Origin of the sequence: Novosphingobium sp. P6W (assembly GCF_000876675.2) — a bacterium.
Classification (GTDB): Bacteria; Pseudomonadota; Alphaproteobacteria; order Sphingomonadales; family Sphingomonadaceae; genus Novosphingobium.
The window spans coordinates 381,611-407,555 of the sequence record NZ_CP030354.1; the positions used below are offsets into that span (position 1 = coordinate 381,611).

Annotated in this window: 20 protein-coding genes and 4 pseudogenes; 11 read left to right on the plus strand and 13 right to left on the minus strand. The window is 60.6% G+C overall.

The features are described from left to right. Positions 1-8: 8 nt before the first annotated feature. The 5 genes from TQ38_RS27490 to TQ38_RS27510 are packed head-to-tail and all read left to right on the plus strand — an operon-like array spanning position 9 to position 3,708. Complete coding sequence (locus TQ38_RS27490) at positions 9-986, plus strand: nitronate monooxygenase family protein (protein WP_043976075.1); 978 nt, start codon at positions 9-11, stop codon at positions 984-986. A gap of 3 nt (positions 987-989) precedes the next feature. Then, positions 990-1,874 (plus strand): crotonase/enoyl-CoA hydratase family protein, encoded by an 885-nt coding sequence (locus TQ38_RS27495; protein WP_043976076.1) that lies wholly within the window; start codon positions 990-992, stop codon positions 1,872-1,874. Positions 1,875-1,896: 22 nt separating this feature from the next. Beyond that, complete coding sequence (locus TQ38_RS27500) at positions 1,897-2,316, plus strand: nuclear transport factor 2 family protein (RefSeq protein ID WP_043976078.1); 420 nt, start codon at positions 1,897-1,899, stop codon at positions 2,314-2,316. Positions 2,317-2,369: 53 nt separating this feature from the next. Next, positions 2,370-3,140, plus strand: a complete 771-nt coding sequence (locus tag TQ38_RS27505; protein WP_043976080.1) for an SDR family NAD(P)-dependent oxidoreductase — start codon at positions 2,370-2,372, stop codon at positions 3,138-3,140. Positions 3,141-3,198: 58 nt separating this feature from the next. Further along, complete coding sequence (locus TQ38_RS27510; RefSeq protein WP_240198191.1) at positions 3,199-3,708, plus strand: nuclear transport factor 2 family protein; 510 nt, start codon at positions 3,199-3,201, stop codon at positions 3,706-3,708. A 307-nt stretch (positions 3,709-4,015) separates the two neighbouring features. Here TQ38_RS27510 and TQ38_RS31180 read toward each other — a convergent pair whose 3' ends face one another. The 5 genes and pseudogenes from TQ38_RS31180 to TQ38_RS27530 all read right to left on the minus strand — a co-directional run bounded on the left by TQ38_RS31180 (position 4,016) and on the right by TQ38_RS27530 (position 10,095). Beyond that, the gene (locus tag TQ38_RS31180) at positions 4,016-4,303 is read right to left on the minus strand and encodes an SDR family NAD(P)-dependent oxidoreductase (RefSeq protein ID WP_370059853.1); all 288 of its coding nucleotides are present in this window, start codon (positions 4,301-4,303) and stop codon (positions 4,016-4,018) included. 109 nt (positions 4,304-4,412) lie between these two features. Beyond that, positions 4,413-4,967 (minus strand): hypothetical protein, encoded by a 555-nt coding sequence (locus TQ38_RS30305; protein WP_162792444.1) that lies wholly within the window; start codon positions 4,965-4,967, stop codon positions 4,413-4,415. 186 nt (positions 4,968-5,153) lie between these two features. Then, a pseudogene (gene scpA, locus TQ38_RS27520) lies at positions 5,154-6,914 on the minus strand (methylmalonyl-CoA mutase); the annotation flags it as partial. 387 nt (positions 6,915-7,301) lie between these two features. Next, a complete protein-coding gene (bktB, locus tag TQ38_RS27525) occupies positions 7,302-8,483 on the minus strand; it encodes a beta-ketothiolase BktB (RefSeq protein WP_043976081.1) in 1,182 nt (393 codons plus the stop codon). A 123-nt stretch (positions 8,484-8,606) separates the two neighbouring features. Beyond that, positions 8,607-10,095 (minus strand): annotated as a pseudogene (locus TQ38_RS27530) (acyl-CoA carboxylase subunit beta). 783 nt (positions 10,096-10,878) lie between these two features. Between TQ38_RS27530 and TQ38_RS27535 the strand changes: the two are divergent. Further along, the gene (locus tag TQ38_RS27535; protein ID WP_240198192.1) at positions 10,879-11,961 is read left to right on the plus strand and encodes a hypothetical protein; all 1,083 of its coding nucleotides are present in this window, start codon (positions 10,879-10,881) and stop codon (positions 11,959-11,961) included. Between the two features lie 36 nt (positions 11,962-11,997). On the opposite strand, the gene TQ38_RS27540 is transcribed toward TQ38_RS27535, so the two are convergent. Continuing rightward, a complete protein-coding gene (locus TQ38_RS27540; protein WP_043976083.1) occupies positions 11,998-12,639 on the minus strand; it encodes a TetR/AcrR family transcriptional regulator in 642 nt (213 codons plus the stop codon). Between the two features lie 102 nt (positions 12,640-12,741). On the opposite strand from TQ38_RS27540, the gene TQ38_RS27545 reads away from it, so the two are divergent. From TQ38_RS27545 to TQ38_RS27555, 3 genes are all read left to right on the plus strand, one after another. Continuing rightward, positions 12,742-13,518: an SDR family NAD(P)-dependent oxidoreductase gene (locus TQ38_RS27545; protein ID WP_043976085.1), complete on the plus strand. Its 777-nt coding sequence runs from the start codon at positions 12,742-12,744 to the stop codon at positions 13,516-13,518. A 134-nt stretch (positions 13,519-13,652) separates the two neighbouring features. Next, positions 13,653-14,411 (plus strand): SDR family NAD(P)-dependent oxidoreductase, encoded by a 759-nt coding sequence (locus TQ38_RS27550; protein WP_043976086.1) that lies wholly within the window; start codon positions 13,653-13,655, stop codon positions 14,409-14,411. A gap of 507 nt (positions 14,412-14,918) precedes the next feature. Further along, a complete protein-coding gene (locus TQ38_RS27555) occupies positions 14,919-15,143 on the plus strand; it encodes a hypothetical protein (RefSeq protein ID WP_052505781.1) in 225 nt (74 codons plus the stop codon). 25 nt (positions 15,144-15,168) lie between these two features. On the opposite strand, the gene TQ38_RS27560 is transcribed toward TQ38_RS27555, so the two are convergent. The 3 genes and pseudogenes from TQ38_RS27560 to istA form a co-directional block, all read right to left on the minus strand. Further along, positions 15,169-15,678, minus strand: a complete 510-nt coding sequence (locus TQ38_RS27560; protein WP_240198235.1) for a TetR/AcrR family transcriptional regulator — start codon at positions 15,676-15,678, stop codon at positions 15,169-15,171. A gap of 298 nt (positions 15,679-15,976) precedes the next feature. Beyond that, positions 15,977-16,159 (minus strand): ATP-binding protein, encoded by a 183-nt coding sequence (locus TQ38_RS27565; protein WP_370059854.1) that lies wholly within the window; start codon positions 16,157-16,159, stop codon positions 15,977-15,979. Positions 16,160-16,280: 121 nt separating this feature from the next. Next, a pseudogene (gene istA / locus TQ38_RS27570) lies at positions 16,281-17,732 on the minus strand (IS21 family transposase); the annotation flags it as partial. 942 nt (positions 17,733-18,674) lie between these two features. Between istA and TQ38_RS31575 the strand changes: the two are divergent. After that, positions 18,675-18,998, plus strand: a pseudogene (locus TQ38_RS31575) (LacI family transcriptional regulator); the annotation flags it as partial. A gap of 150 nt (positions 18,999-19,148) precedes the next feature. Here TQ38_RS31575 and TQ38_RS27580 read toward each other — a convergent pair. The 4 genes from TQ38_RS27580 to TQ38_RS27595 form a co-directional block, all read right to left on the minus strand. Then, a complete protein-coding gene (locus TQ38_RS27580; protein WP_043976090.1) occupies positions 19,149-19,919 on the minus strand; it encodes a DeoR/GlpR family DNA-binding transcription regulator in 771 nt (256 codons plus the stop codon). A gap of 86 nt (positions 19,920-20,005) precedes the next feature. After that, positions 20,006-21,106, minus strand: a complete 1,101-nt coding sequence (rhaT, locus tag TQ38_RS27585; RefSeq protein WP_043976091.1) for an L-rhamnose/proton symporter RhaT — start codon at positions 21,104-21,106, stop codon at positions 20,006-20,008. A 26-nt stretch (positions 21,107-21,132) separates the two neighbouring features. After that, complete coding sequence (gene lldD / locus TQ38_RS27590) at positions 21,133-22,278, minus strand: FMN-dependent L-lactate dehydrogenase LldD (protein ID WP_043976092.1); 1,146 nt, start codon at positions 22,276-22,278, stop codon at positions 21,133-21,135. Continuing rightward, positions 22,275-23,705 carry an FGGY-family carbohydrate kinase gene (locus tag TQ38_RS27595; RefSeq protein WP_043976093.1) on the minus strand — a complete coding sequence of 477 codons (1,431 nt, stop codon included), beginning with the start codon at positions 23,703-23,705 and terminating at the stop codon, positions 22,275-22,277. Before TQ38_RS27595 ends, lldD begins: the two co-directional genes overlap by 4 nt. A 94-nt stretch (positions 23,706-23,799) precedes the next feature. Between TQ38_RS27595 and TQ38_RS27600 the strand changes: the two genes are divergently transcribed. Next, entirely contained in the window at positions 23,800-25,932 is a 2,133-nt protein-coding gene (locus tag TQ38_RS27600) for a bifunctional rhamnulose-1-phosphate aldolase/short-chain dehydrogenase (RefSeq protein ID WP_043976095.1), read from the plus strand. The last annotated feature ends 13 nt before the right edge of the window (positions 25,933-25,945 follow it).

Consider the following 25,945-nt stretch of genomic DNA (forward strand, 5'->3'; position numbering starts at 1 on the left):
AGACGAGCATGCTGACGCGTATCACGCAGATTACCGGGACCAGATACCCGATCGTTCAAGGCGGCATGCAATGGGTGGGCCGGGCCGAACTGGCGTCGGCGGTGTCCAATGCAGGTGCCTTGGGCATTCTGACGGCGCTGACCCAACCCACCCCGGAGGCGCTTGAAGCCGAGATCGTGCGCTGCCGGTCCATGACCGACCAGCCATTTGGCGTGAACCTGACCATCCTGCCCACTGCGCAACCTGTCCCCTATGTCGATTACGCGGCAGTAATTGCAGAGTCCGGTGTTCCAGTTGTCGAGACGGCGGGGCGCAGTCCTGCCGAGTTCATCGCTCGCTTCAAGCAGGCAGGCGTCAAGATCATCCACAAGTGCACGGCGGTTCGTCACGCGCTCTCGGCTCAGCGGGCGGGGGTCGATGCGGTTTCGATCGATGGGTTCGAAGCGGCTGGTCACCCTGGCGAAGATGACATTCCGGGGTTGGTGCTGATCCCGGCAGCGGCGCGGGCCTTGCAAATTCCCCTTCTGGCTGCCGGTGGCATGGTGAACGGTCGCTCGATGGCTGCGGCCTTGGCGCTCGGCGCGGAGGGTGTGACGATGGGCACGCGTTTCATGCTTACGCGCGAGGCGCCAGTCCACGAGGCCATCAAGCAAGCGCTGATCGCGGGCAGCGAGCGCGACACCATGCTGATCTTCCGCGCCCTGCGCAATACCGCACGGGTCTTCCGCAATGCAGTTTCGGAGGAAGTGAACGTCATCGAACGCGAACCCGGCGCCAGGTTCGAGGACATCAAGGCGCTCGTTGCCGGCGTGCGGGGGCGCGAAGCACTGGAAACCGGAGAGGTCGACGGAGGGCTCATCTGGGCAGGGCTGAGCGTCGGGCTGATCGACGATATTCCCTCCTGCGCGGAGTTGGTGGAGCGGATTGTCAAAGAGTGCGGCGAGGCGACCCGGCGCGTCGGCGATCTCTTATCGGAAACGGCTTAAGACATGACATACGCAACCATCGACTACCATGTCGAAGAAGACGGCTTGCTGCTATTGACCCTATCGCGCCCGGACCACCTCAATGCCTTCACCGTGGAAATGTGCGAGGAACTCGTGGACGCCTATACGCGCGCAAGCCGCGATGACGCGGTGCGCGCGATCGTCGTGACGGGTGCTGGCAGGGCGTTCTGCGCCGGTATGGACCTCGGCATCGAAGGCAACGTGTTCGGGCTGGACGAGAAACTTTCGCCCACGATGGCAGATCTGCGCGAGCGAAGCGACGATCCTGCCATCATCGCCGGCGTCCGCGATACCGGCGGGCGCGTGGCTCTGGCGATGTACGATTGCCTCAAGCCTATCGTCGGCGCGGTCAACGGCGCGGCGGTTGGCATCGGATCTACCATGCTCCTGCCCATGGATTTCCGCCTCGCTTCAAGCGATGCCCGCTTCGGCTTCGTGTTCGGTAAGCTGGGGATCACTCTGGAAGCCTGCTCGTCGTTTTTTCTGCCGCGCATCGTGGGCCTGGAGCAGGCCCTGGAATGGGCCTATCGCGCCGAGATCTTCGGGGCCGAAGAGGCTTTAGCCAAGGGGCTGGTGCGGGCGGTGGTCGCGCCCGAGGCGCTGCTCGACGAAGCGCGCGCTTTAGCACGCTCGCTGGTGAAAGGACGCTCACCGGTTTCCGTCGCCCTGATGCGGCAGATGCTCTATCGCAACAGCGCCTCTGCCAATCCTTGGGAAGCGCATCTCGCGGAATCCCTGGCGATGTACCACACCAGCCAGGCGGACGGAAAAGAAGGGGTGCTGGCCTTTCGCGAGAAGCGTCCCGCCCAATTTACCGCGAAAGCCTCGGCCATGCCGCCATTCTATCCCTGGTGGAAACGAGACTGAGACCGAAGAGGAGAGACATGACGTGCTGAATACCGAAGACAAGATCGCCATTGCCGAACTGGTCGCTAAGTTCGCCCATTGCTCCGATTATGGAGACTGGGACGGCCTCGCCCAACTCTACGTTCCTGAAATTGTCACGGAACTGGAAGGCCTGCCAATCCGCTACGAAGGCATCGCGCAGCAAATCGAACATGCGCGCGAATCCGATCAGCAGGCCGGAGGCAAAAACCGCCATTACAACTTCAATCTCTTCATCGAAGAGCGGCACGGCAGGGTACAGGCGCACTACGCGTTCATGAACGTGAATGCCGGTGGTCAGGCTATGGCGGCGCAAATCGTGGTCACCGGTCGCATGCGGGACACCGTTGTGCGGACCGAGGCCGGCTGGAAGATCGCGCATCGCCTCGTGGAGTTCGATCAACAGTTCCAGCTCGATTTCTAACTTTGCGGCCCGTGGAGAGGGCGCCGGCAGTAGCGAAATGGAAGGTGACGAAGATGGAGAAGCGGTTTCCAGAAGGCGCCGTGGCGGTGTTCGGGGCCAGCGGCGGTATCGGCAGAGGGGTGGCGCTGGAGTTTGGAAAAGCCGGCAGCGATGTCGCCATCTTCTTCCGTTCCAAGCGGGACGTGGCTGAGGCTCTGGCGGATGAAATCCGCAGCCTAGGCCGGACCGCCAGCATCCACGAGGCGGATGTTCGCGACCGCGAAGAACTGGAGCGCGGCCTGGTCGCCGCTGCCGAGGCGCACGGCCGCGTTCACAGCTTGGTCTGGGGCGCCGGCCCGATCGTGGCGCAAGTCGCGATCGCCGACTGGACTCCGGATCAGTTTCGGGACTCGATGGAGATTGAGGCTTTTGGCTTCTATCACGCAGCGCGGGCTGCAATCCCGCACTTTCGGAAGCATGGCGGCGGATCTTTCGTTCATCTCGGATCGGGCGGTCATGACTGGTGGCCGCACCTCGACGGCCTTTCGGTGGCACCGAAAGCATCGAATGAAGCCCTAGTGAAGGGTATCGCCAAGGAAGAAGGCGTGAACGAGATCCGAGCCAATTCAATTCTCGTAGGCGTCATAGACGCCGGCCAGTTCAAGATCGGTCAGGAGCAGGGCTACTTCGACGCGGAATGGGAGCGAAATGTGAAGGCGATGTTACCGATCAAGCGCTGGGGGACGGTGCAGGACATCGGCAAAGCAGCAGTCTTCCTATGCTCAGCGGATGCCAACTACATCACGGGGCAGTCTATCTCAGTGGCTGGCGGCTTTGGCGTCTGAGAAGCGAGACACTTCGCTCGCGCCTTGCTCCATGACAATGGAGGAGGTGCAGGATCGCATGGCCCTCGGCCACCTCGTATCCGCGTACGGCCACGCAATAGATCGTCAGGATTTTTTCCTTCTACGCAGCCTTTATCATGACGATGCGGTCGACGACCACACCCCGTATTACTGCGGTTCGGCAGGCGGCTTCGTAGAATGGCTGCCGTCGATGCTGGCAAACTGGAGTGCCACCGCTCACACTATGATCGACAAGCTCTTTCTTATTGATGGAGACTACGCTGAAGGCGTGATTTCTGCGCGGGCTTGGCACCTGGCGCTAGACCTTCAGACGACGTTAGTTGCCTGGGGGCGATATGCCGATCGTTACGAAAAGCGGCAAGGTGTCTGGCGGTTCAAGCACAGATTCTTTGTGTTGGATCACGCCGAGGAAGCTGTATTCTCGCGCATCGAAAGCTTTGACGCACATGGTGTAGAGCTGGGAAGGCCAAACGGAGATGATCCCATCTACCGTCGTCTCCCGCTGATAGGTGCATCGAGAGCCCCCGCTGCTCCCCCTGCAACGTAAAGCCAAACCATCTTCCGGGCGCGCTTACATGAAAGAAAGCGCGTATAAAGTGTAATAGGACGCTGAGCCGCATCTGGATCGGACAAGCGTCTCCGGGCTGACAAAGCTTACGGAGGGTTTCCGGCTCAGCGCGCAGAAAAGCGAGATTTGAAACCCTGCTGAATTGACATCTCAATTGTCCGACTGAGGGCGCCACGAGACGCCGTTGACTTGGGAGCCGCCTCTGGCGTGGATAGTGTTACCACTGACGTAACCGCTCCCTTCGCTTGCTAAAAACACCGCCAACGGCCCAAGATCGTCCTCTGCTTCACCAAACTGCCCGGCCGGTATCTGGGACAAGATAGGCTGGGCCGTTTCCTCGTTGGCTTCGCGGTAGGTCTGGGGCTTGCGGACTGTTGGCCGCAGGGCAAATCACTTTGCATGTGATTCCATTCTGCCCCCATTCGACAGCGGCGGTCCGTGTCAGGGCGCGCATGGCCTCCTTGCCGGCATTGTAGGCCGCAGTGTACATGTGCGCATCGACGCCGTTAAGCGATCTCATGTTAATGATACGCCCGAATTTTTGCACCCTCATGATAGGAAACGCGGCATTCATCGCCAAAATACGGCATAGTAATTCAGGGCAAAAGAGGCGGCAATGTCCTCATCGGCGTGGTCCTCCAAGCACTTTGGAAAACTCGCGCCGGTTTGCGATCAGGATTTTTCTAAACATCTTGGTCTTTCAGCTTGAAGAACAAAAAAGCCGGAGAGTCGTCGGGCCCAATTCGGCAGGCGATATCGACATGACCAGCAAATGCTGTGCAAATATCGTATTGCGTCTCGTCTCTTGCGACGGCAATTAGACATGAAGATGATCGTTCCCTAGGCCCAGTTTCAAGGCTTCTTGTATCCTCCATAACGTATTTTAAGCTCAGGCGTAGATACGGAGTATTCAAGTCGCGTCTCGTTTGGCGAACTTTAAATGAGTATCCTTGATTTCCGTTGTCAAACCACACGTCGCTGCGGGACTTATGCGACGGCATTCGTGTGGTTGGTGATGCGGGCACCTCTCGCCCCAAGAGAGGAACATGGCCTGCAATTGCAGCGGCGTTGCCCAAAAACTCGACCGCTCGTGCCTTTCGACCGTCGAAAGGCGAATGGCCGAACATGTAGCTCACATATCTGCCGTAAAATAGGTCAGCGCATTGGAGCCAGTCGAGCCAGTCCGACTTTATGTCCTGAAGTAGCGAATCAACTTCACCAACAAAATCGAATGCCAATTTTAATTCCAAATTAAAGGATGCCCCACTGGGTGAGGGTAGTATCGATCCGACAACTTGACCGGATAACATTTGGCTCTGGTCCAGATCTCCTGTGAGCCAGACTGAACGAGGAAGGCGACGGTGGCGCGCTCGACACGCCACCGCCACGCCCTTCCTCCCCAGAAAGTTGATACGTTCACAATTTCATTCGACTACCCCGCTTTCGCGGACCCTTGGCGGCATGTTGTGGCCCAGCAGGCGCAGCACGTCGGCTGCGCATTCGACCACGTTCGAGCCGGGCCCATAGATGCCCTGGACGCCGGCACTGCGCAGGTATTCGTAGTCCTTCGCGGGGATGACGCCGCCGGCGATGACCTTGATGTCGCTGCAGCCGGCATCGCGCAGCTGCTGGATCAGTTCGGGGATCAGCGTCTTGTGTCCGGCCGCGAGGCTGGAGGCGCCGACGACGTCCACACCGTTGTCGAGCGCCAGTACCACGGTCTCATCCGGCGTCTGGAACAGCGGGCCGGAGACGACCTCGAAGCCCATGTCGCCAAACGCCGAGGCTATGATGTTGGCGCCCCGGTCGTGGCCGTCCTGGCCCATCTTCGCGACGAGCAGCTTGGGTTTGCGGCCAAGGCGGCGTTCGACCGCAGCCACGCCGTCGAGCACCTGCTGCCAGCGGCTGTCGCCCTCGTAAGGCGCGCCGTAGACGCCCTTCACCGGGGTCGGCTGGGTGCCGTAGCGCTCGAAGCTCTCTTCCATCGCCGAGGAAATCTCGCCCAGCGTGGCGCGCGCGCGGGCGGCCTCGACGGCGAGAGCGAGGAGGTTGTTCTCGATGCTCGATTCGCCCGCGGCGCCGTCGCGCAGCGCCTTCAGCGCGGCCTGGCATGCGGCCTCGTCGCGGTCCGCCTTCATCTTGTTGATACGGGCGATCTGGCCTTCGCGGACCTTGGCATTGTCGATGTCGAGCGTCTCGATCGCGTCCTCGGTGGCGAGGCGGTACTTGTTGACGCCAACGATCACGTCGTCACCGCGGTCGACGCGCGCCTGGCGGGCGGCGGCGGCGGTCTCGATCATCGCCTTGGGCCAGCCGGCGGCGACCGCCTTGGCCATGCCGCCTTCCGCCTGCACGCGCTCGATGATCTCCCAGGCCTGGTCGACGAGCTGCTGGGTGAGCGATTCGATGTAGTAGGACCCACCCAGCGGATCGACGACATTGCACATGCCGGTCTCCTCCTGGATGATGATCTGGGTGTTGCGGGCGATGCGCGCCGAGAAGTCGGTCGGCAGCGCGATCGCCTCGTCCAGCGCGTTGGTGTGCAGCGACTGGGTGCCGCCCAGCATCGAGGCCATCGCCTCGACCGTGGTGCGGATGACGTTGTTGTAGGGGTCCTGCTCCTGCAGCGACACGCCCGAGGTCTGGCAGTGAGTGCGCAGCATCTTGCTGCGCTCGTCCTTGGCGCCCAGCTCGGTCATCACCCGGTGCCAGAGCACGCGCGCGGCGCACAGCTTGGCGATTTCCATGAAGAAGTTCATGCCGATCGCGAAGAAGAACGACAGGCGCCCGGCGAACTTGTCAATGTCGAGGCCCGAGGCCACGCCGTACTTCACGTATTCGGCGCCGTCGGCGATGGTGAAGGCCAGTTCCTGCACCTGCGTCGCCCCGGCTTCCTGCATGTGGTAGCCGGAAATCGAGATCGAATTGAACTTGGGCATCTCGCGGCTGGTGTAGCCGAAGATGTCCGAGATGATCCGCATGCTCGGCTCGGGCGGGTAGATGTAGGTGTTGCGGACCATGAACTCCTTGAGGATGTCGTTCTGGATGGTCCCGTCGAGGAGCTTGCGATCGACGCCCTGTTCCTCGCCCGCGACGATGAAGAACGCCAGGATCGGGATCACCGCGCCGTTCATGGTCATCGAGACCGACATCTTGTCGAGCGGAATGCCGTCGAACAGGATCTTCCCTCGGGCGTGTTCCAGGTCAGGTCCCTGCCCTTGACTTCCTTGTCCGCCGCTGCCTGCCAGTCGTTGATATTAGGCATATTGATGCTCAAGGATAAATAGAAGGGTTGTCAGTCGCGCCGACAATTGGCTGAGGCCGGGTTATCGAGACCGAAGCCCGCCTGCACTGGCTTCGGTCTCGACCCGCGCCCGCGCTGACCGGAACGGGCGGGTTGGGGCTCGATTGCTGGGTGCCAGATTATTCCGGCGGGGCTGCTAAGGAAGCCTGCCGAGGTGGCGCCGCCTCAAGTACGATTGACAAGCTGAAACGGCTGCCCGCTCCAGGATCACAAAGGCCGTTCGGTCGAACCAAGGCATTGTTCACGGACGAGAGCACCGCTGCACTACTTACGCCACATTCTCGAGAATCATCGCAATCCCCTGCCCGCCACCAATGCACATGGTGATGAGGCCGTACCTCCCGCCTGTCCGTTTCAGTTCGTACATGGCCTTGATAGTGAGAATAGTGCCAGTAGCACCAACGGGATGGCCAATCGAAATGCCGGAGCCATTGGGGTTCACTTTTTGGGGATTGAAGCCGAGCGCCTTTGAAACAGCTGCTGCTTGCGCTGCGAAGGCTTCATTACTCTCTATCACGTCCATTTGATCAAGCGAGAGACCCGCGCGTTCGAGTGCGATCGGAACGGCCTTGATAGGCCCTTCGCCCATGTAGGCCGGTTCGACGCCAGCGTGGCCCCACGCGACAAGCCTGGCCATAGGTGTCAAAGCGCGCCTCTCCACTTCTGAAGCAGTGGCCAATACCACAGCCGCAGCCCCGTCGTTGATCCCCGATGAGTTGCCGGCCGTAACAAGCCCATCCTCTTTGAACACGGAGGGCATCGCTCCGAGCTTCTCGATCGTGGTGTCTGGGCGAACGTGCTCGTCGGTATCGAAGATGACGGTACCCTTGCGGGTTTCCAGTTCGATGGGAAGAATCTGTTCCTTGAAGCGCCCTTCGGAGATGGCATGAGCCGCGCGCTCATGGCTGATAGCTGCAAGAGCGTCCATCGCTTCACGGCTAATGCAATGTCGTTTAGCGACATTTTCTGCGGTAGTGCCCATGTGGTAGCCGCCGATGGCGTCTGAAAGTCCAAGCGTCAGTGCGTCTTCCTGGGTGTTGGAGCCCATCTTTCTGCCCCAGCGAACGCTATGGTCATGATAGGGGACATTCGACATCGACTCCGCGCCGCCAGCGATGGTGATGCCGGCTTCGCCCAGCTTCATCATCTGCGCGGCGGAAACGATCGCTTGCACGCCCGACCCGCAAAGGCGGTTCAGAGTGAGGGCAGGGGTGGAAAGTGGGATGCCGGCACCGATGCCGATTACCCGGGCGAGCATCTGATCGCGCGCGCTGGTCGGCATTACCTGGCCGATGACAATATGCTGAACGGCCTCGGGTTCGATTCCTGCACGGACAAGCGCTTCGCTTGCCACCTTGCTTCCTAGCTTGGCGGGCAGAAGCGACTTCAACGCACCCCCGAAGTCGCCAACGGCCGTTCGCACACCACTGATGATGTAAATGTCTTCCATCGCCTGATTTCCCAATCTCATCGATCAAATCGCTTCGCAGTTTCTAATTTGGCAGCAGGGGCAGGTCAGAGGGATTGTCGACGGCGGAGAATACCGTTCCGCACCGAACAAAACCTTGCGTTGCTAAAGCGGAATGTTGTCGTGCTTTTTCCAGGGGTTCTCGAGGACCTTGTTGCTCAGCTTGCGCAGGCCAAGAGCGATGCGCCGACGAGTCGAGTGCGGGTAGATGACCTCGTCGATGTAGCCCCGGCTCGCCGCCACGAAGGGATTGGCGAAGCGGTCTTCGTATTCCTTGGTCTTGGCGGCGATGCCGTCTGCGTCCTGCACCGCGATCTCGGCGGTGGGCCAGGCGTAGTTGAGGTCGCCGCGCAGGTGCTTCGAGCTCATGACGTCGTAGGCGCCGCTCGTAAGCTTTGCGGGTGATGACGGTGATCTTCGGCACGGTAGCCTCGGCATAGGCGAACAGCAGCTTGGCGCCGTGCTTGATGATGCCGTTGTGCTCCTGGTCGGTGCCGGGCAGGAAGCCGGGCACGTCGACGAAGGTGACGATCGGGATGTTGAAGGCGTCGCAGAAGCGCACGAAGCGCGCGGCCTTCTTCGACGAGTTGATGTCGAGCACGCCCGCCAGCACCATCGGCTGGTTGGCGACGATACCCACCGTCTTGCCCTCGACGCGGCCGAAGCCGATCAGGATGTTGCCCGCATGGAGCGGCTGCAGCTCGAAGAACTCGCCCTCGTCCAGCGTCTTACGCAGCACTTCGTGCATGTCGTAGGGCTGGTTGGCGCTCGGCGGGATGATCGTGTCGAGGCTGGGCTCGAGACGGTCCCAGGCATCGGCGCAGGGGCGCTCGGGCGCGTCTTCGCGGTTGGACGAGGGCAGGAAGTCGAAGAAATCGCGCGCCGCCAGCAGCGCCTCGATGTCGTTTTCCAGCGCGAGGTCGGACACCGAGGTCTTGCTGGAATGCGTGATCGCGCCGCCCAGTTCTTCCTGCGTCACGACCTCGTTGGTGACCGTCTTGACCACTTCGGGGCCGGTTACGAACATGTACGAGCTGTCCTTCACCATGAAGATGAAGTCGGTCATGGCGGGCGAATAGACCGCGCCGCCCGCGCAGGGGCCCATGATCAGCGAAAGCTGCGGCACCACGCCCGAAGCGAGCACATTGCGCTGGAACACGTCGGCATAGCCGCCGAGCGAGGCGACGCCTTCCTGGATGCGCGCGCCGCCCGAATCGTTGAGGCCGATCACCGGCGCGCCGACCTTGAGCGCGGCGTCCATCACCTTGCAGATCTTCTGCGCGTGACGGGCCGAGAGCGAGCCGCCGAACACCGTGAAGTCCTGGCTGAACACATAGACGAGGCGGCCGTTGATGGTGCCCGAACCGGTGACCACGCCGTCGCCAGGGATCTTCTGGTCCTGCATGCCGAAGTCGACGCAGTCATGCTCGACGTAGAGGTCCATCTCCTCGAAGCTGTCCTCGTCGAGCAGAACGTCGAGGCGTTCACGCGCGGTGAGCTTGCCCTTGGCGTGCTGCGCATCGATGCGCCTCTGCCCGCCGCCCAGCTTGGCGGCCGACCGGCGCTTCTCCATTTCGGCGATATTGGCTGACATCCTAGCCCCCTCCTAATTTTGGGCGAATACCACATTATGCGTAGGATGGAACCTAACAAAATACGCACTCGCTGGCTCCTGATTAATACTTGTCTAGGGCCATGAATGACGGGGGCACAGCCGCCCCTAGAGAAGACGCAGCGATTGCCCTCCTTTTAAATCAAACGGATAAGGTCAACTGATCTTGACGCACGCTGACCTTTTGTCCGCCCCGGCCAAGTCAATTGCAGCCGAACCATAGCGGCGCGGCAGACCGCCAAAGAATGGAGGTGCCGCCTACAAAACTGCTGACCCATAGAATCGCAAAGTGGGGAATTTTACATCGCCACTTCTGAGGAATATTCGGTGACGTTGACACGAAGGGCTTCTGTCGCCTCCGAGCAATGCTTAAACACCCCCTATGTCGAACTGACACTCGAGCTTGGGCAGGTAAAGATTGCCGCGAAGGTGACTGTGAATGGTGTCGGGCCTCCTTCAGCCATAACCCAGCCATATCGGATCGATATCACCGTTGCGGTTAGCATTGGCACCAATGAACTGAAAGTCGATGTCAAACCGGCGCCGCGAACGCCACGACCGCCGAGAAGTTGGCCAGCTTTACGAGGTTGCGGCCTGTCCCAACCGGTTTGATGGGGCTTCGGTTTTGCAGTGGCGGGTCAGGCGGGTCGTCATCCGGCTCCGCTTCTGAGCGTCATCTGGCGTAACGACATGTGATTTGCGTAGAAGTGACGAGAATGCTATGCGCAAAGGAAAGGTGAGCGCCGAAGAGCCAAATCTTCGGGCATGGAGATGATGCTGATGAACCAGGCTTCAACCGTCTTTCGTCCTGTCGCGGCGCCGCAGGTGATCGAAAATGCGTTTACGCAGGACCAGCACCACCGGTTGCTCAAGGTGGTTAAAGAAAATGGGCCTTGGTCGCTGATACTGGCTCATCACTTTAACTCGCCAGAAGAAGTGGTCGCAGCGACGTCCGCAGGCGCAGGTGATAGCTTCGTGCCGACATGGGATATGTTTTTGTCGCCGGTCTTCCGAGGGTACTTTGCGCGGTCACATACAGTCGTTCATCCAGAAATCGAAGATTGTTTCTTCAACACCAGATTCCTTGACCTTGTGCGGGCCTACTGGGGAGCAGCGTATGCGACGCCTGAAAATATGCTCTTCAACATTCAAGGGCCATGTTCGGGCGGAGGAAATCCCCATGTCGACGCGACGCGCTTTCGAGGGATCGATCATCAGACTACTCCGGTGTGGCTGATGAACATCATGGTCAAGACCGGCCTCTTCAAAAGATGGCAGGCAAAAAAGGCCCAAGTAATCACCTGGTACTACCAGGGCAACATTGGCGGCGGCTTCACCTATTGGCCGGATGGGCCCCAAGCGCGGCCGCAACAGATCAAGGCACCGATGTGGGGGCGTGCAGTCGTTGTGGAAAACGAGATGATGTTCCACACGGCCGAGCCCAATGGTCCCTCTGCTCTTAGAAAGCCGCAGGGGCTCGCCATCAATTCGCTAATCAAAGCGGATCCCAACGTACCAGAGCGCTGGCAAATCACCACTGACGGCAGGGTCATCCAACATATCCCCGAGGACGAGATGCGATTTCTCGTCCACTGGGGAGCGGACATCTTCATGGACTATAGCGAACTGAAGGTCGCTATGGATCATACCGACGACCTGACCAACGATCAGGTTGTAGACATATTGATGGCTGATCTTGCGGCGCGCGGCGTGAAGATTGCCTACCCATCCAATCCGCTGGCTGACAAGCATTTTATAACGCTTCTGACGCGAACATACGATCCCGGTCAACCTGCTATTTTTCCACCTGCCCCTGAGGAAGTTGACGATCGGATAGCTGCGGCATGAGCGCGAAAGTTGAGCAAATCGTAAACTTCAATTCTCTCACCAGGCGGCGCGCGCGGCCATCACGAGGTCGACTACTCGATTGGCAAACGCGAGGGCCTCGCTCGCGGCCCTTTCGCTACCTATGGCCTGAAGATGGTATCCCGCCAAGCTCGAGACAATTAACTGCCCTACCGCTTCAGGATCAATCGCACTCGCCCCCGTGTGGTGCTGAGCATCAGCGATGTCTGAGGCCAACAAGTTGACAATATAGCGGTAGCCGCGATCATGCATGGCGGATGCAAGGTCCGGAAAGCGCGTGCTGACCGACAGCAGCAACCGTTGCATGGCCATGACTTCGGGATGCTGCATGAAAGTGACGATAGTACGGGCATGATGTCGAAGCCTTTGCTCGATATCATCGGTAAGCAGATTGTTTTGAAGTGCGGCCTCTTTCGACCACCGCTCGATGGCTGCGTCGATCATCGCGGTGAAAAGAGCTTCTTTGGAAGGATAGCGAACGTAAAGTGTGCCCTTTGCGACTTGGGCGGTGCTGGCAATTTGCTCCATTGTGACCGGATCGAACCCGTGTTCGAGAAAGAGCTGGTACGCGACAGTCAGCAAGATCTTATCGATCGCGTAGGCGCGTGCGAGGCTAGGGCGGCCGCGCCTTTGAGCCGCTGCAGTGGGGCGTTTTGTCATCCTGGCGTTTTTCCATAGCTAGATTGAGTGAGCAATCACGAGCGCTTCTGATTAAGAATTTTTTGTGCCCCGCCGGGGCGATCCACAAACGAGGTTAAAGCAATGAATGGAAGACTTGAGGGCCGGCGGATAATCGTGTTCGGATCCGCAACCGGCATCGGTGCCGCTACAGTGCGGCGCTTGGCGGCAGAGGGTGCGCGTGTATGCGCAGCCGACATCAACCTGACCGGTGCTCAGTCCGTGGCAGAGGAAGCAGGAGGGGATACTTTTGCGGTTGCCGTCGATATCTCAGAAGAAGCTTCGGTCACATCGGCAGTTGAAGCGGCGATCGAGCGGTTTGGCGGCCTGGACGGAGCCCATATCAATGCTGCGGACTTGCGTGTCATCATGCACGATTCGGATGCCTTGGAAATTGATTTGGAGGTCTTCGATCGCACGATTGCCGTCAATCTGAGGGGGCATCTGCTCTGCACACGCGCGGTGATACCGCATTTGGTAAAAAATTCCGCTTCAGCGATCGTCTACACGAGTTCCGGATCTGCTTATGGGGGCGAGCCAACCCGCCCGTCATATGCGATGTCGAAGGCGGGCGTGAATGCGCTTATGCGCCATGTCGCGGCCCGCTGGGGCCGGGAAGGGGTCACGGCGAACGTAATTGCGCCGGGTTTCACGGTTACGGGGGAAATGCGCCTCCAGATGGAGGCAAACGCGAGCGAACCCCAAAAATGGTCGGAACATTTCATGAGCCGTACGCCGCATACGCGACTTGGTGAATCCGAAGATCACGCAGCCGTTGCTGCGCTGCTCCTCTCCGACGATGGAAGGTGGATCAACGGTGCGGTGCTCGACGTTAATGGGGGTTCACTTATGCGATCCTGAGCATTTCTGATGAGCAGAGCGCCGACCCGGAGCCCTAAGGACGTGGCGGGCGCTCTGCAAGCCGGGTGCCACATCAGCGTATTCTCGACCAACAAATTTCGGTCACGCCCGCGATCATCCGAGGAGAAGCAATCATGCAGGAACTGAAGGGAAAAGTTGCCTTGGTGACAGGGGCCGGTCAAGGAATCGGCCAAGGCGTCGCCATGGCCTTTGCATCTGCCGGTATTGATCTCGTGCTCGCCGGTCGAACTCTGGAAAAGGTCGAGGGAACTGCCGACATGGCCCGCGCGCGAGGAGTGCTCGCGTTGCCGTTGGCCTGCAATGTGAGAGAACCGGACGATCTGGTCGCTGCAGTCGAACGCGCCGTACAAGAGTTGGGCGGCGTCGACATCCTTGTAAATAATGCTCAGGAGGTACCGCTAGGCCGGCTGGATGAGGTCACTGACGACGCTTTCATGGCGGGCTTTGAGTCCGGTCCCTTGGCATCGTTCCGACTCATGAAACTTGTACGACCGTCCATGCGTTCGCGAGGCGGCGGGACCATATTCAACTTTGCCTCCTCCGCCGGTATACGCTGGGATATGGCTGGCTACGGGTGCTATGGGGCGTCCAAGGAAGCAATACGCGTTCTGACGCGGGCGGCAGCTTCGGAATGGGGCCGTGAAGGCATACGAGTACTCACGATCGCACCGCATGCTGGATCACCGGCGCTTCAAGCTTGGGTCGAGAACAATCCCGATGAAGCAACAACATTTTTCCGATCTATACCGCTCGGCAGGATCGGAGATGTTGAGCTTGATATAGGCCGGGCGGTGGTGGCGCTCTGCCGCCACGATTTGGAATACCTCACAGGTGCAACGATTCCGCTTGATGGAGGGCAGGCAAATTTTTGATGGTCCGCGCTCATGCCATTGTGTTGCAAAGCGAAGAATAGCGACCCTTTGCTCCATAGTTTAGCCGGCCACCGTTTGGTCCGGCCATATGGCGTGCCAATCGCGGGATCGACTATAAGACGTCATCATCTGGTTGATGCAAATTGTGGCGAAGACCGGTATGTTTCGGCGCCGGCAAGCAAAGCAGGCGCAGGCTAATAACTGACATTGCAAGGCCGGCTTGGCCGAGGATTCACTTATTGGTTGGGTGCGCCGAAGCGCTGCCTCAGCAGATTAAAGCGCCAATGTGGGACCGCGTGGCTTTGTCGAAAACGTAATGATATTTCACACGGCCGGAGCCACGCACCCAGTGAAGCTTCGGCGGCCAGTAGGCCTTGCAATCAACTCCCTAACGGGAGCGGACCCCGACGACGGGAAAGCCTGGCGCATAACGACTGGCGATAATGTGATCCAGCATATACCAGAAGAGTAATTCCGGTTTGTCGCCGACGGGGAGTTGATGTCTACATGGTCTATGAGGAACTGAAGGTGCTAATGAACCATACCGATGATCTTACATATGAGAAGGTCATCGACATGTTGCTCGCTGACCTGCGCGCCCATGGCCGCGATCTTTCCGATCCGTCTGATCCGCTTACCGACTACGCCTTCATAAGGCTGCTGACACGTCTTTATGATTCCGGTGGGCAGTGGGTTTTTTCGCCCGAACCGGACATCGCGCGCAGCACCTAAGCGCCATGATCTCATCGGAGGTGGATTACCAAGCTGCCCGCCCAGCCATGATTAAATCTACTACCCGGTTCGCGAAAGTGGGAAGGTAGTCTTCGACTTCCCCCACTCCGAAATTCTGCATCTGATACCCCGAAAGACTGGAGACGAGTAATTGCGCGATTGCTTCCGGATCACGTGGTGCGGTTCCTTCACGAGTCTCCGCTTCGACGATGTCGCGTGCAATGAGGTCGACAATGAACCGGAAACCGCGCTCGTGCATGACCATGGCCAGTTCGGGAAAACGCGCGCTGACAGATAGCAGCAGTCGTTGCATAGCCACTACCTCCGGATTGCGCATGAATGACGCAATAGTCTGCGCATGGTGGCGGAGCCGCTGTTCGATGTCGTCCGTCAGCAGGGCATCGCGAAGTGCTGCCTCGCTGGACCATCGCTCCACGGCACCTCCAACCATCGCAGAGAACAAAGCTTCTTTCGATGAATATCGCGCATACAGCGTACCCTTTGCGACTTGGGCCACCATAGCGATTTGTTCCATGGTCACAGGGTCGAACCCATGCTGCAGGAATTGATCATGCGCCACTTTTAGCAGAAGTCTGTCGATTGCCGAAGCTCGCGCTAGGCTGGGGCGACCCCGTCGCGGCGTCACGGCATTAGAACGGTTCGTCATAGAGGAGCCTTCTCTCACAGGGCATATGGAGGAGCAACCCTGCGGCGTTCTGTCCCGGTCTTCTCTTGTGGCTGCGGATTCCGGTGATCCCGGCCATCATTCGATTTGATCCCGGCCGGGCAGAAGGCAGATCGTTTCGCCTGATGGCATTGGGGATTGGCGATGGTCAAGCGGCGGTTCGCGATGCAGGTCGGCGCATGAACTCGCCCTCGAGTCCGAGCCGATGCGCATTGCGAACGAGGCGGTCCAGGATGGCATCGGCGTAGGTCAGATCGTTTATGCTCTGATGCCAGCGGGCCACTGGAAGCTGGATGGTGACGAGGGTGCGCTGGCCGTAATGGTCTTCCAAAATTTCGAGGAGATGATGCCGGGCGTTGCCGTCGAGCGGCTGCAGCCCCCCAATCGTCCAGGATTAGCAGATCGACCCGGGCAAGGCTTTTCATGCGAGCACCGAGACGGCAGCCCCGCTCTTCTCCCTGTTCGATAAGTCCGTCGTAGATCGAGAGCGGCACCAGTTCGACCACGGCTTCGGGAAGATCGGCAGGGTCCGGACAGAACCGGGCCCGCAAGGTTGTCAGGCAGGGCGTTCGGCGCGCCGCCAGGTCCTCGGCCAGGAGCCCCGCGAGTTCGGCCTCGCATGCACGCTCGTGAGCCATGGCCAGAAGTTCGACGGTGGTGCGGCAGGCTTCCCGCTCGCCCTGAACTTCCAGCAGGTGGTCGAACATCAGGCGATAAGCCTCTCGCGGGAACAGGCTATCGCTATAGACCAGCCCAAGGAGTGCCATGGGCTTTCGGCGCAGAGAATGGATCACGTGACGGTAATCGACAACGTGGCCGTGCTTCCCGTTCATGCCTGCGCGTCCGCGCGGCAGGGTCATGAGTCTCGTGCCGCCAATGAAGACGTCGAGGCGGTCATCATAAAGGCGAGCCCGCAAACGGTGCCCGATCAGGCGGGATGGGACCGTGTACAACACCTTGCGCAACGTGAAGCCACCCGAGGATGTGACCGTCACGAGGATCTCCTCGTAATCGGTGGTGCGCACGTCCGGCAGCGGCCGTAGGAACTTGCGTTCGGCATCGATCCCGGAGCCGTGCCGCCGGTTGCGCGCATTCACGACATCGTCGATGAAGCGGCGATAGTCGGCAAGGTCGGAGAAGTCGGCGCTCCCGCGCACAGCAGCGCATCCCTTATGGCCATGGGCACTCGCGATCGCGCCGTTCTCATGGGCAACGCCCCGGTTGTTCCTCGTGGGCTCCATTCCATAATGGTCACAGAGCGCGTCATAACGCCTGGTCAGGTCGATCCTGGCATCCGCGTCCAGATTGCGGAAGGCGGCCGAGAGGCTGTCGGTACGATGAAGCTTCGGCGCGCCGCCTGCGGACCAGAGCGCGTTCTGCAGCCCTTCGGCCAGGGCGACGAAGCTCTCACCGCCCAGGATGATGTGCCCGTGTTCGAAGCCGCCACATGGAAGCCGGAAGTGATAGAGCAGGTGGTCCAGGGGCTGTCCGGCGATGGAAACTCCCAGATCGTCCATACACGTAAAATCGGACAGGCCGAGCCGCCCGGCCTCGTGCACTTGCCGGAAAATTACTTCGCGATCTTGCCCGTTGACGGCGCGCCAGTCGCGAATGCGCCTCTCCAGGGTTCGCCGGGAGCCAAACTCCGTCTCGGGATATCGGCGGGGCAGCTCCTCGAAGATCGCTATGGGCCGAAGACCCGGGCTAGCCTCTAACATCGGCACGACAACTTCATCGAAAATACCGGCAAGGGGGGCGGGTCGGCGCCGGCTGCGCGGTGTTTGCCGCTGTGATGGCAGCCGGGTGTCCTGCAGAACCCGATAGCCCGTCGCCGGACTGAACCCGGCCTTCGCCGCCGCAAGCGCGACGGGGTCATAACGTCTGTTGGTCATGAAAAGTCTCACTTGATGATCGTTGATGTGTCGGCCGGCCACACGGCCAGTCCTCCTCCCCGGAAAACCGATGCATAGCGGCCACCACGACCATCACAGGCACCCGGCAAAGAGTGCCTCCTGTGTGTCGGGACCGACTGCGGGCTACGCCCTACGCCGATCCCGACACACCGGCTGCTCATCTTGATTGTCGCGCTTTCTCGTCCCAGATCGCCGCGCGACAACTTCGCGCACATGGCGCATCTTCGGCCTCCTCGCCGGCATCTCCATCCTCCGGCTGCTGTGCCGATAGGATGGAGCCAACGATCGGGCTACGCACTCCCTCCCGGGTGGCCGGGAAGTGCTCGGAATGGTGGCCGGGATGAACCCGGAATCCGCACTTAGGGCGCGGGTTTGCGCGCTCGGCTCGAAACACTCCGGCTTTAGCTCGCAGACATTTGGACGGTCACCCAATTGTGCTGTCTCGCATGAACGAGGCTCGGTCACACTGATTTGGGGTCTCCTGCCCCTGGTAAACAGGCCAGTGCAGGCGATAGCTGTATAGCTTAGGGCAGCAGCGCCAGCCCGACGTCCAGGTTCCCCCGTATGCGTTAGCCGCGTAAGCCGTCAGCCGCCCTAGGGCCTAAGGTTTCTTTATAGCGACAATGCGCCGAGCTACCGCAGCTATCTAGGCCGGCGCCGCCTAGCGCGCCCGCCAACTGGGCGACCATCTCGGCGTAGAGCCGGATGCCTCTGTCAGGTGAGGGGCGGTTCGAACTGGGTGACCGCCTGTTGGAAGCGCTGCGCTCGGACGGTGTCTTTGTGCCCCCGCCGCTGTCGGACGACTTGGATCTAGTTGATTGGCTGTCAGATCTGGGCTTACGCTGCGCTCGCATCGCCAGGTCAGAGCAAGCCGCTGGGGTTGCGATCCCGACTCCGGACCGGGTCGCAGGCGCCCATGGTCGGCGACTACTGATGGGCCAAGGCCAACGTCACATTGCGACGGTGAAGCCCCCGCACGATCCCACATCTGCTTTGCAAAGGACACAGGAAATTTCGGGGCAGTCTGATCGCGGCTGGATTGGCAAACCCCCCGCCCTGTTCGTCGAAGGCGCATTCGACTTTGAGTCTGGAATGCGAGCAGGCGAGGGGCTCCTAGAACAGGAGCCGCGGCCAACGGCGATCTTAGCGCCAGCAACGAAATGGCGCTGGGGGTGCTGCCTCTCGTACACCGGCGTTGAGGTCCCGCAAGATCGCTCAATCTTCGGGTTTAACGCTACGCCTGGTAGCTTGACGTCCTGGCCGTCGCTGACCACCGTTCGTCGGCCCCTCGAACAAAGGGGCCGCGCAGCAACAGATCCGCTGTGCAACCGAGATGGCTGTTCGAGTTCGTGGTGCGCGAAAGCAGCGGGTCTGCAGCAATTTGACCTAAACAGTGCAAAAAGACGATCACGCGTCCGCGATGATAAGCTCCACACCCAGATCCTTCAGGGTTCGCGCGAAGGCAGCAGGTATCGCCTTGTCGGTAACCACCACGTTCACATCTGCCAGTCCGCACACAATCGCACCAGACGAGGACATGAACTTTGAACTGTCAACCATCAGGATGACCTGCTCTGCCCGCTCCATGAACCGCCGTTCGGCGGCGACCAGTATCACATCTTGCTGCATGACGCCCTGCGTCCCGACTGCGGCGGCGCCCATGAATAACTTGGGCGCGTGAAACCGCGGCATCGATTCCTCGCCGGCAGGCGCGAGGATGATGTTCTGCTCGCGAAACACGCTGCCCGAAGGCAACAGCACTCGCGTTCCGGACTGCGGAAGCAGGGCATCGACAATGTGCAGTGAGTTGGTGAGGACCTGACACTCCAGACCTGACAGGTGAGGGCACATCTGCAGCGTCGTGGTGCCGCCATCGATCATGATGCCTTCGCCTGGTTGGCATAACGAAGCGGCAGCCCGCCCGATTGCCTCCTTGGCAGGCAGGTTCTGGGTGATCGACTGCGCGAAGGGGGTTCCTGACAGTCCTTCCGGAGACGATTTGCCCAGGCGCGCGCCGCCGTGAACGCGTAGTATATGGCCGGCATCCTCCATCCGCGTAAGGTCGCGCCGGATTGTTGCCGGCGATGCATCGAGCCGCGCCTCCAAGGCGCGGTAGGTTACAAAGCCGGTGGTGCTCACCGCTTCCAGAATAAGGCGTTCACGCTCGGTCGAGTGCATCGGCTTCCTTCGCAGCTTACTACCGGCTCTGCCATCCATCAGGCGCCATTGCTATTCGCTATGGCTTGATTTCTGATCAGAATCCATCACTGTTGCTCAGATCGCGCCGCTTCAGGTAGCGAACCTGCGTCGATCATATTGCCCGCGCCGATGATCACGGTGGAACTCATCAGAATGCCGATGCCTGTCCAGACGAGAGCGCGGGTGCGAACGCTTGCTCCCTTCCACTCCTTTAGCGCAAAGCCCCATAGCGTGGAAAACAGGATGATCGACGCCATGTGCAACGTCCAAGAAGAAAAACCGTAACGGCCCATCTGGGTTTCCCCCATGGTGTAGAAAAAGAACTGGAAGTACCACAGCGTGCCGCCCAGCGCAGCGAGCAGGTAGTTGGTCAGGAGCGGCACGCGCTCGCCCGAAATGTCCGACGACCCGCGGCCGAAGAACTGCCCGAAGCTGCGGTTGCGCCCGATCAGCCAGCCGCACCACAGGGCGTTGGTGGTGAGGCCGCCCGCGAGCACAACGCAGAGCACCGGCAGTCCTTGGCTAAGCGGGTCGGTGCCAGCGGCAAGTGTGAGGTCGCGGATGGGCTGGCCTGCATCTAGCCCCCAGGCGAAACAGCCTGACATCACGCCTGAGAAGATCGCGATGAGGAGGCCTTTCTTCAGATCGAATTCCATCACGCCCTCGGAGACCTTTCCCGCCAGGTCCTTGTCCTTGGCACTACCCGCGCGCGCCACAACGACGATGCCGATCAGCGTGACGATGATCCCCAGTAGCGTTAACTGACCACTGAGGCGTGATGCGATCTCGCCAATTGTGCCGTGAAAAATGGGTGGCCCCATCGTACCGATGACCGTAGTCAGGCCAAGGGCGACTGCCATGCCAAGGGATAGGCCGAGGTAGCGCATTGTCAGCCCGAAAGTGAGGCCGCCAAAGCCCCACATCGCACCCCAGAACCAGCACCAGGCAAGCGTCCTGGTTGGCGTCGCGCCGAGCACGCCGAGAAGGTTTTCGGTGCGCAGCGTGGCAAATACCCAGGGCGCGATAGCCCAGGAGAAAATGCCGCCTGCCAGCCAGAACACTTCCCACGACCAGAGCCTGATACGCTTGTATGGGACATAGAAGCTGGCTGATGCGAAGCCGCCAAGCCAGTGGAAGAGGACGCCTAGCGGCGGATTGCCTCCCATGATATCCGGTATCCTCTCTAGTATTGTTAATGAAGCGCCAGGCAGCTTGAGTCGATCTGGTCGATGCGGGTTACGCCCGTGAGTGCCATGGCGACGCGCATCTCGGCTTCGACCAGCTTGAGCATCTTGGTGACGCCGGCTTCTCCATCCGCAGCAAGCGCCCAAGCCCAAGCTCGTCCAAGCAGCACGCCCTTGGCGCCGAGCGCAAGCATGCGCACTACATCCAGCCCGGAGCGCACGCCGCCGTCGGCCAGCACGGTCAGGCGATCCCCGACGGCATCCGCGATCGGAGGCAGGGCGCGGGCGCTCGAAAGAACGCCGTCAAGCTGCCGACCTCCATGGTTGGAGACGACAATCCCGTCCGCGCCCATTTCAGCTGCTTCCCTGGCGTCCTCGGGATCGAGAATACCTTTGATGATGAGCGGTCCATTCCATTCCGAGCGGATGAAATCGAGATCGCGCCAGTTGATGGAAGGGTCGAAATTGGCCCGCATCCAGGCAAAGAAGTCCTCGATCCCGGTCCTACCCTTCAGCACTGGCGCGACGTTGCCCAGCGTATGAGGGCGCCCGTGCACCCCCACGTCCCAAGCCCAACCGGGTTTCACAGCGGCCTGTGCGAAGCGCCAAAGAGCGCCCTTCGGGCCGCCTGTTCCGGCAAGCCCGGTATGATAATCGCGGTACCGGCTGCCAGGCACCGGCATGTCGACGGTGAACACCAATGCGGAGCAGCCTGCCTCGACGGCCTGGGCCAGCAGGTCTTTCATGAACGCGCGGTCGCGGATCATGTAAAGCTGGAACCAGAATGGGCAGGAGGCTGCTTTTGAGACTTCACCGATGGTACAGGCGCCCACGGTCGAAAGCGTGAAGGGCACGCCTGCCTTGTTCGCCGCGCGGACTGCCTGCACCTCCCCGCGCCGTGCATTGAGGCCCGCCAGGCCGACCGGTGCAAGCGCGAGCGGCAATGTGAGCGTCTGACCGAACAGGTGCGTAGACAGGTCGATTTTAGACACGTCGCGCATAACCCGCTGGCGAAGGGAGAGATCAGCCAGGTCCAACACATTGCGCCGCAGCGTTGCTTCCGCGTACGAGCCGCCATCTATGTATTCGAAGAGGAAGCGGGGAAGCCGGCGTCGCGCAGCTTCGCGAAAATCGGGGATGGATGCAGTGATCATGCCCTGAACCCCGGAGGCGTTCTGGAAACTGCGTCTCGCCAGGAATCACGATAACCGCAGACGTCGCCTTCGAGAGGATCGACCCGTCGTAATCCTCCATTCGCCTTCAGAATGGGATTGACCAGCCGCAGGGCGCCGAACGACACGTCGTTGTGCGCATTGGCGACGAAGACTTCCGTGTCCGGTCGCAGCGCAGCAAGCGCGCGCACGAAGACTTCGGCTTCCGAAAAGCGCCCTTCGATGAGCAGGCGGTCTTTCGAGCCAATCAAATCGAGCGCGGTATCTGCGACGAGAGCGGCATAAAGACACACGGCCGCGCGTCGCGCGTACCAAGTACCCTGCCATTCCACTGGGGCGTTGACCCAGCGCGCTTCGCCGTCAGGGAAGGGCCCAAACCCCGGCGCGAGCGTCGGCATCATCATCGTGCGCCGCCGAATTAGCGTCGGCACTTCTTCCATCAACTTGGGCTGGTCGGGCTTGATATCTACGCGGCGGGTATCCAGTTGAATGATCGTCTCGATCTCGCGCCCTCCCATGAAGCGGGCCGAAGGCACCGGCCAGCCATAAGCATCGACGTTCATAAGCGTGTCGCGCCCCTCCGGCAGCGATGAGATCGACCCGCCTTCCGCGGCAAGACGCATCGCCACAAACCAGGTGCCGGTCGAAAGGATCGTGGCTTCCTGGCGCGCGATCTCGCCAAAACCGCGCGCGGCGAGCAAGGCTGCATTGGAATCGTGGAGACCTGCCAGCACTTGCGCCGTTACTGGCAGTCCGGTCTCGGCGGCCAGGGCAGGGCGCAGAGTTCCCACGACGTCGCTAGCTTTTACCACTGGAGCGAAACGCTGGGCCCAGCCCAAGCGCTGGGCCATGGGCGAGAAACGGCCTTCGCCGGGCGACCACAGGTCCGTATGGCAGCCTAGGCTCGTGACTTCACTCACGGCCTTGCCAGTCAGGAACCAGGCCCAATACTGAGCCCAGGGCATCAGCGTAGCATTTTCCATTGCGGCCCGATGCCGCCGGGACATCCAGTACAGTTGAGCGCCCAGATTGAGGCCGTCAGGCAGCGGCGGAGAGCCCGTCACGCTAAAGCCGTCACGCTCGGCGCGATATGCGGCCGTGACGTCATCCGGAATGACCTGCTCGTAATCGACGGGAGCGAACAGCATCCCTTCATCGCCGATCGCAGCGAAGCCAGCGCCATGCGCCACCGGAATGATTGTCTCCACCGGATGACCGGCCCATCCCCGCAGGGTTGCGCGCAGCCATCCCCCAATCCCGTCCGCATCGAGACAACGAATTCCGTCCCGCTCGCAGAGCGAGTTGGCTCGCACCTGACGATCGAGCATACGGCCTCCACGCGTCCAGAGCGTAATCTTGCTCAGGGTCTTGCCGATATCGACGACGATGTGTGTGCCCGAACTCGTCATTCTCTCCGCCCATGCTCACATGGTGTTGATTGATTGTGATCGTTTAGTATCGAATCAGATTGAACATGGGAAGAGAAAATGTTAAAGGGCCCGCATGGACACGACAACCGCACCCCACGCGTCAGCGAAATCCGCCCCGGCTCTCCCGTTTGCCGTTCCCACCAGCCGCTGGGACGACTCGGTCGCCGCTACGCTTTCTCCTGCAGAACTGCTCTTATATCGCTCCAACCTTCTCGGATCCGACCTCACGGTCACCAACTTCGGCGGCGGCAATACGTCCGCGAAGCTGGAAGAGAACGATGCACTTACTGGTGAAACGGTCGAGGTCCTGTGGGTAAAGGGCTCGGGCGGCGATATCGGCTCCATGAAACTCGACGGCTTCGCCACGCTCTATCAGGAGAAGCTGCTGTCGCTGGAGCGGCACTATGCTGGTCCAGAGGACGATGACAAGATGGTGGGCTACCTGCCTCACTGTACGTTCAACCTCAACGGCCGCGCGGCGTCTATCGACACGCCTTTGCATTCGCTGCTGCCTTTTGCGCACGTGGATCACGTCCATCCCGATGCCATCATTGCCCTGGCAGCCAGTTCCGCCGGTGAGGAAGCCACTAAGGCGATCTGGGGGGGCAAGATCGGCTGGCTGGACTGGAAACGCCCGGGATATACACTGGGCGTGCAGTTGCGCGATTATGTAGCGGCCAACCCCTACCTGGAAGGCGTTATGCTGGCAGGGCACGGCATCATATGCTGGGCTGATAGCGCGAAGGAATGCTATGAACACACCGTCGGTCTGATCGCCGATGCGGCGAACCATCTGAATTCCAAGCTTGCCGGGAAACCGGCATTCGGCGGCGCCTCCAAAAGCGCTCTCTCCTCCACGGATCGCGCTGCCGTCGCTGCCGACCTTATGCCGCGCCTGCGCAGTCTCATGACTGGTGCGCGGCGTAAGGTCGGCCATTTTTCTGACGACGGCGAAGCACTCGAGTTCGTGAACTCAGTAGAGTTCCAGCGCCTAGCAGATCTGGGCACGTCGTGCCCGGACCATTTCCTGCGGACCAAGATCGCGCCGTTGACGCTCGATCCGGCGAAATTGCGCGACGATGCTTATCTCTCGCAAAAGATCGCCGACTACCGCGCGATGTATGCGTCCTATTACGAGCGATGTGCCCGTCCGAATTCACCCGCGATGCGCGACCCGAATCCGGTCGTGGTCCTGGTGCCGGGCGTGGGTCGCCTTACCTTCGCCGCCGACAAGACCACGGCGCGCCTCGCCGGTGAATTCTACGGCAATGCGATCAATGTCATGCGCGGGGCGGAGGCAATCGGAGACTACATCGCGCTCGACGAGCAGGAAGCCTTCGACATCGAGTACTGGCTGCTCGAGGAAGCGAAGCTGCAACGGATGCCGGCGCCCAAGCCACTCGTCGGCCGCGTGGCGCTCGTCACCGGCGGGGCTGGCGGCATCGGCGCAGCAACGGCGGCCCGGCTGATGGCCGACGGCGCGTGCGTCGTCCTAGCTGATCGGGACGGCGCCGTAGTCGAGGACGTTCGGGCTGGATTCGCTCAGCAGTTCGGCAAGGACGTGGTTCGCTCGGTTGTATGCGACGTTACCGACGAGGCCCAGGTCGCCGAAGCCTTTTCCGTTGCCGCGCGCGAATTCGGCGGACTCGACATCCTTGTGGCCAACGCTGGTATCGCCTCATCGGCGCCGATCGAGGAGACGACTGTTGAGCTTTGGAACCGCAACTACGAGGTCTTGGCTCAGGGCTATTTTCTCGCCAGCCGCTCGGCCTGGCCGCTGCTCAAGGGCATGAAAGAACAGGGCGGCACCTCAGTCGTCTTCATCGGCTCGAAGAACGGCGTCGCTGCCGCTACTAATGCCAGCGCTTACGCCTCGGCAAAGGCCGCCGCTAACCACTTGGCCCGGTGCCTTGCTCTGGAAGGCGCGCCGCATGGTATCCGCGTGAATGTCGTAAACCCCGACGCGGTCATCAAGGGCAGCCGCATCTGGGACGGCAACTGGCGAAAGGAGCGGGCGGGCGCACACGGCATCGATACGGGCAAGGAATTGGAGGAACACTATCGCCAGCGCTCGATGCTCAAGCGCGACGTGCTCCCTTCTGACATCGCCGAAGCCGTTTACTTCCTCGCTGGAGACCAGTCGGCGAAGTCTACCGGCAACATGATCAACGTCGATGCTGGCAACGCCCAGGCATTTACGCGTTGATGGGAGCGTGACG

What these genes read in the sequence shown, in the direction of transcription:
- TQ38_RS27600 (WP_043976095.1), top strand. Translation starts at nt 23,800, where the DNA reads ATGGACACGACAACCGCACCCCACGCGTCAGCGAAATCCGCCCCGGCT.
- TQ38_RS27550 (WP_043976086.1), top strand. Translation starts at nt 13,653, where the DNA reads ATGCAGGAACTGAAGGGAAAAGTTGCCTTGGTGACAGGGGCCGGTCAA.
- TQ38_RS27545 (WP_043976085.1), top strand. Translation starts at nt 12,742, where the DNA reads ATGAATGGAAGACTTGAGGGCCGGCGGATAATCGTGTTCGGATCCGCA.
- TQ38_RS27540 (WP_043976083.1), bottom strand. Translation starts at nt 12,639, where the DNA reads ATGACAAAACGCCCCACTGCAGCGGCTCAAAGGCGCGGCCGCCCTAGC.
- bktB (WP_043976081.1), bottom strand. Translation starts at nt 8,483, where the DNA reads ATGGAAGACATTTACATCATCAGTGGTGTGCGAACGGCCGTTGGCGAC.
- TQ38_RS31180 (WP_370059853.1), bottom strand. Translation starts at nt 4,303, where the DNA reads ATGAATGCCGCGTTTCCTATCATGAGGGTGCAAAAATTCGGGCGTATC.
- TQ38_RS27495 (WP_043976076.1), top strand. Translation starts at nt 990, where the DNA reads ATGACATACGCAACCATCGACTACCATGTCGAAGAAGACGGCTTGCTG.
- TQ38_RS27510 (WP_240198191.1), top strand. Translation starts at nt 3,199, where the DNA reads ATGGCCCTCGGCCACCTCGTATCCGCGTACGGCCACGCAATAGATCGT.
- TQ38_RS27555 (WP_052505781.1), top strand. Translation starts at nt 14,919, where the DNA reads ATGGTCTATGAGGAACTGAAGGTGCTAATGAACCATACCGATGATCTT.
- TQ38_RS27560 (WP_240198235.1), bottom strand. Translation starts at nt 15,678, where the DNA reads ATGGAACAAATCGCTATGGTGGCCCAAGTCGCAAAGGGTACGCTGTAT.
- TQ38_RS27535 (WP_240198192.1), top strand. Translation starts at nt 10,879, where the DNA reads ATGGAGATGATGCTGATGAACCAGGCTTCAACCGTCTTTCGTCCTGTC.
- TQ38_RS27580 (WP_043976090.1), bottom strand. Translation starts at nt 19,919, where the DNA reads ATGCACTCGACCGAGCGTGAACGCCTTATTCTGGAAGCGGTGAGCACC.
- lldD (WP_043976092.1), bottom strand. Translation starts at nt 22,278, where the DNA reads ATGATCACTGCATCCATCCCCGATTTTCGCGAAGCTGCGCGACGCCGG.
- TQ38_RS27505 (WP_043976080.1), top strand. Translation starts at nt 2,370, where the DNA reads ATGGAGAAGCGGTTTCCAGAAGGCGCCGTGGCGGTGTTCGGGGCCAGC.
- TQ38_RS27595 (WP_043976093.1), bottom strand. Translation starts at nt 23,705, where the DNA reads ATGACGAGTTCGGGCACACACATCGTCGTCGATATCGGCAAGACCCTG.
- rhaT (WP_043976091.1), bottom strand. Translation starts at nt 21,106, where the DNA reads ATGGGAGGCAATCCGCCGCTAGGCGTCCTCTTCCACTGGCTTGGCGGC.
- TQ38_RS27490 (WP_043976075.1), top strand. Translation starts at nt 9, where the DNA reads ATGCTGACGCGTATCACGCAGATTACCGGGACCAGATACCCGATCGTT.